This window comes from Erwinia sp. S38, assembly GCF_016624545.1.
Classification (GTDB): Bacteria; Pseudomonadota; Gammaproteobacteria; order Enterobacterales; family Enterobacteriaceae; genus Erwinia; species Erwinia coffeiphila.
Genome location: NZ_JACVTS010000056.1, coordinates 1 through 3,765, shown reverse-complemented (window position 1 = coordinate 3,765; position 3,765 = coordinate 1). Strand labels below are relative to the sequence as shown.

4 protein-coding genes and 1 pseudogene are annotated in these 3,765 nt (G+C 47.3%); 4 read left to right on the top strand and 1 reads right to left on the bottom strand.

What is annotated here, in order from left to right:
- The coding region (locus IBT46_RS27515; RefSeq protein ID WP_234480325.1) for a hypothetical protein at positions 1-89 on the bottom strand (89 nt) is incomplete at its 3' end.
- Between the two features lie 492 nt (positions 90-581).
- Between IBT46_RS27515 and IBT46_RS26930 the strand changes: the two genes are divergently transcribed.
- From IBT46_RS26930 to IBT46_RS26915, 4 genes and pseudogenes are all read left to right on the top strand, one after another.
- Complete coding sequence (locus IBT46_RS26930; RefSeq protein ID WP_200548120.1) at positions 582-914, top strand: hypothetical protein; 333 nt, start codon at positions 582-584, stop codon at positions 912-914.
- A gap of 334 nt (positions 915-1,248) precedes the next feature.
- Positions 1,249-1,944, top strand: a complete 696-nt coding sequence (locus IBT46_RS26925; RefSeq protein ID WP_200548119.1) for an IS6 family transposase — start codon at positions 1,249-1,251, stop codon at positions 1,942-1,944.
- Positions 1,945-2,161: 217 nt separating this feature from the next.
- The gene (locus tag IBT46_RS26920; protein WP_200548118.1) at positions 2,162-2,593 is read left to right on the top strand and encodes a hypothetical protein; all 432 of its coding nucleotides are present in this window, start codon (positions 2,162-2,164) and stop codon (positions 2,591-2,593) included.
- A 106-nt stretch (positions 2,594-2,699) separates the two neighbouring features.
- Positions 2,700-3,712: pseudogene (locus IBT46_RS26915) on the top strand (DDE-type integrase/transposase/recombinase); the annotation flags it as partial.
- Between the last annotated feature and the right edge of the window lie 53 nt (positions 3,713-3,765).

Genomic DNA, 3,765 nt, shown 5'->3' with positions numbered 1-3,765 from the left:
TTGTAGGTGGGCCAGTTTGTCATTCTGAACTTTTGCTTTGCCACGGAACGGCCTGTGTTGTCGGGAGGATGCGTGATCTGATCCTTCAACTAAGCAAAAGTTCGATTTATTCAACAAAGCCCTTATGAGACTACCGTTGATAAACTTACGATTTATCCAAAAACTAAATCTCATACAATACTAAGTGATTGACTATTTATTACGAATTCTACCAATTTAGCAAAATATCAGTTATTTTAACAAGATATAGATAAAGATCTATAACGCTTCAAGCTGTAGGGTTATAGACCTAAGTGCTTTGTATTATTTAGATTTTTATTTCACACCAGCCTGCATATTGATGTTAAACAGATCTATAAACCATGGGTGGAGGGGTAAAGTGACTTATTTCAAAACAGAGCTTTTCAAAAAATGGTTGAAAAATTCAATATCCTTGTTTGCTATTTTTTGTATAGTAAATTATATAAGCGAATCAATTCGCAGTTATGAATATTTTAGTATAGTTGCAATTTTTTCTTGCATAGTGGGCGGTTTTGTTTTTTCTATAAATAACATAAACATACGGTTAGGGGTTGATAAAAATGAAAGAACTTAGTGATTTCGATATAGAGACAATTTCTGGTTCAGGAGGCGAAAGCGCGGCCCAGTTAGCAGGGGCTCTTGCTGGAACTTGGCTTTCTGGTGGCAATCCTTATGTAGGAGCTTTAGGAGGGTATGCTGCCGGTGAAATCTATGACGGAATTAAGAATGGATATGAAACAGCACCTCCTATTACAGAAGGACTGAGATCTTATAATCCAAATTATAACCCAGGTCTTATTGGTGGGGGATGGTCTGGTGGTGGGATGTCCTCACAATGTTTTTACGATAAAGACTTTGTAATGGGTAACCCATTGGAATGTGCGGGTATGTAGTGGTCAACTAATACGGTTCTGTCGCGTTACCGACGATAATTCAGCAAAAGTTGCCTTGTAGATTATTTAGTCAACCAACAAGAAAACTGTCCTGCCGGTGACATTCCGTGACCGGCAGAATGATGAACTTGCCCTTTGCGTGGCTTTGTTGAATAAATCGGATTTAGATAAAAGCGCCTCTCGTCACTGCCTTCCTCAGGCAATCCGTAAATTTCTGGCATATATGGACGCACTCGGTTGAACAAGACGTTTTTCAGCAAGACGTAAAATCGGTGGCTCTGTCGCATTAAGAAATCGTCAGATAACATGCTGTTTTTTGCGATGTTACCTGACTATGCAGCTGATCCGAAAAGCCTTCAAACGTCTTCACTGTCCTGTTGATATTATTGCTCAGTGTGTTCGCTGGTATCTGGCTTATGCCCTGAGCCTGCGTAATCTGGAGGAAATGATGGCTGAGCGCGGCATTGTCGTTGATCATTCCACACTTCACCGCCGGGTTATCCGCCTGGTACCGTTGCTGGACAAGGCCTTTCGCCGACATAAGCGCACAGTAGGTCGGCGGTGGTGTATGAATGAAACCTACATTAAAGTCAAAGGTCAGTGGAAGTATCTGTACCGCGCAGTGGATACCGACGGCCAGACCATCGACTTTTTGCTGACGGCTGAACGGGATACCGCAGCGGCCCTGCGCTTCTTCCGCAAATCCATTCGCCAGAATGGCGAACCTGAAGTGGTGGCCATCGATAAAAGTGGTGCCAGTACTGCGGCACTGGCCACAGTCAATGCCAACAAATCAGAAGAAGAAGTCATCACCATCAGGCAAAACAAATATCTTAATAACCTGATTGAGCAGGATCACCGAAATATCAAACGACGGATACGTCTGATGCCGGGATTCAAATCGTTTCGCCGGGCGCAGACGATACTGGCCGGCATTGAGCTGCTCCACATGATAAGAAAAGGGCAATATCAGCATCCGGCAGGTGACGGAATGTCACCCGCAGCACTATTTTATCTGTTAGCTGCCTGAAAAATCAGCAGCATACATTGTGCTGACATGCATACGCTAATGCGACAGAGCCATCCTGGCTCGTTACCGTTCCGCAGAAAACTGATGGCTGAATCGCTCATCACTGGGTACGATTGAGTTTCTTATCGCCCTGGTGCAGGTGATCATGTGCGGCGTCATGGCCGTAGGGTTGTTCCTTCTGTTTTATCGATAGTGAAACCATAACCGGAGGTTTCTTGTGTGGAATGCCAGCCTGACCCGTTGTTCATATGTACTCCTGGCTCAATATCTGTCTCCTGTAGAAGCCCATATCGAAGCCGGACTTCTTAAATCGGAAGGCATTTATACCTTGTTGCTCGACGAAAACATGGTATGGAATAACCAGATGTACTCACTGGCAGTCGGCGGTGTGAAACTACTGGTAAAACAGGCTGATGCGGAAATTTCTGCTCAGATTCTTGCTACATTCCACAACAACGATTACCGGATTAATGACGATAAACAACTTGCTCATCCGTCACTGGTACAGACCGAAAAACCGGCCTGGCGGGATAACTTTAATACCGCACTGGTTCTGTTACTTTTTATTATCACGGGAATAGCACTCCCTCTGCACCACACATCTACGCAGTTCGTATCACCCTCACCGGGTGATGCGGAATCCGGATGAGTTCACTACTCTCAGTAGACTGGCCCCATGAATCTCCAGACAGCTGGTATCACTTAAGTTAGTTATAGTCTTAATACTAGTTTTTAGACTAGTCGTTGGAGTCCGGATGATTGATGTTTTAGGCCCAGAGAAGCGCAGACGGCGAAGTGTTCAGGAAAAAATCGCCATTGTTCAGCAGAGCTTTGAACCCGGAATGACCGTGTCGCTGGTCGCCCTTCAGCATGGCGTTGCTGCCAGTCAGCTATTCCTGTGGCGTAAGCAGTATCAGGAAGGCAGCCTCACAGCCGTTGCCGCAGGAGAACAGGTTGTGCCCGCATCCGAGCTTGCATCTGCGATGAAGCAAATTAAAGAGCTGCAGCGCCTGTTGGGCAAGAAAACCATGGAAAACGAGCTGCTGAAAGAAGCCGTTGAATATGGCCGACAAAAAAAGTGGATAGCGCACGTGCACTTGTTGCCGGAGGATGACGAATAAGCCTTGTCAGTCGTTGCCTGCGGGTCTCACGTGCGCAATTGCATGCCATGGCCAGTCGGTCGAAGAACTGGCAGGATCGTCGGTGCATGCGCAAGCCTGATGACACTGAAGCGCTGACCCGTATCCATACCGTTCTCGGCGACCTGCCAACGTATGGTTATCGTCGGGTATGGGCGCTGCTGCTTGAACGTAAACCGGCAATACCGCCATCGAAGCGGGCGCATACAGGGAAAGTGTCCGTTGGAGAAAGTGACCAGCGGTGGTGCTCTGACGGCTTCGAGTTCAGCTGTGATAACGGTGAAAAACTGCGGGTCACGTTCGCGCTGGACTGTTGCGATCGAGAGGCACTGCACTGGGCAGCCAGTACCGGTGGATATGACAGTGAAACCGTGCAGGACGTCATGCTGGGTGCAGTAGAGCGTCGTTTCGGTAACAGCCTGTCGACATCCCCCGTTGAGTGGCTGACAGACAATGGTTCAGCCTACCGTTCTCATCAGACGCGTCAGTTCGCCAGAATGGTAGGACTGGAGCCTGAACATACGGCGGTACGTAGCCCGGAAAGCAACGGGATGGCGGAGAGCTTCGTGAAAACGATGAAGCACGATTACATCAGCATCATGCCGAAGCCCGACGGGTTAACAGCGGTAAACTGATCTTACCCAGCAATAGTGGACACGAGACTAAGTGAGTAAACTCTTAA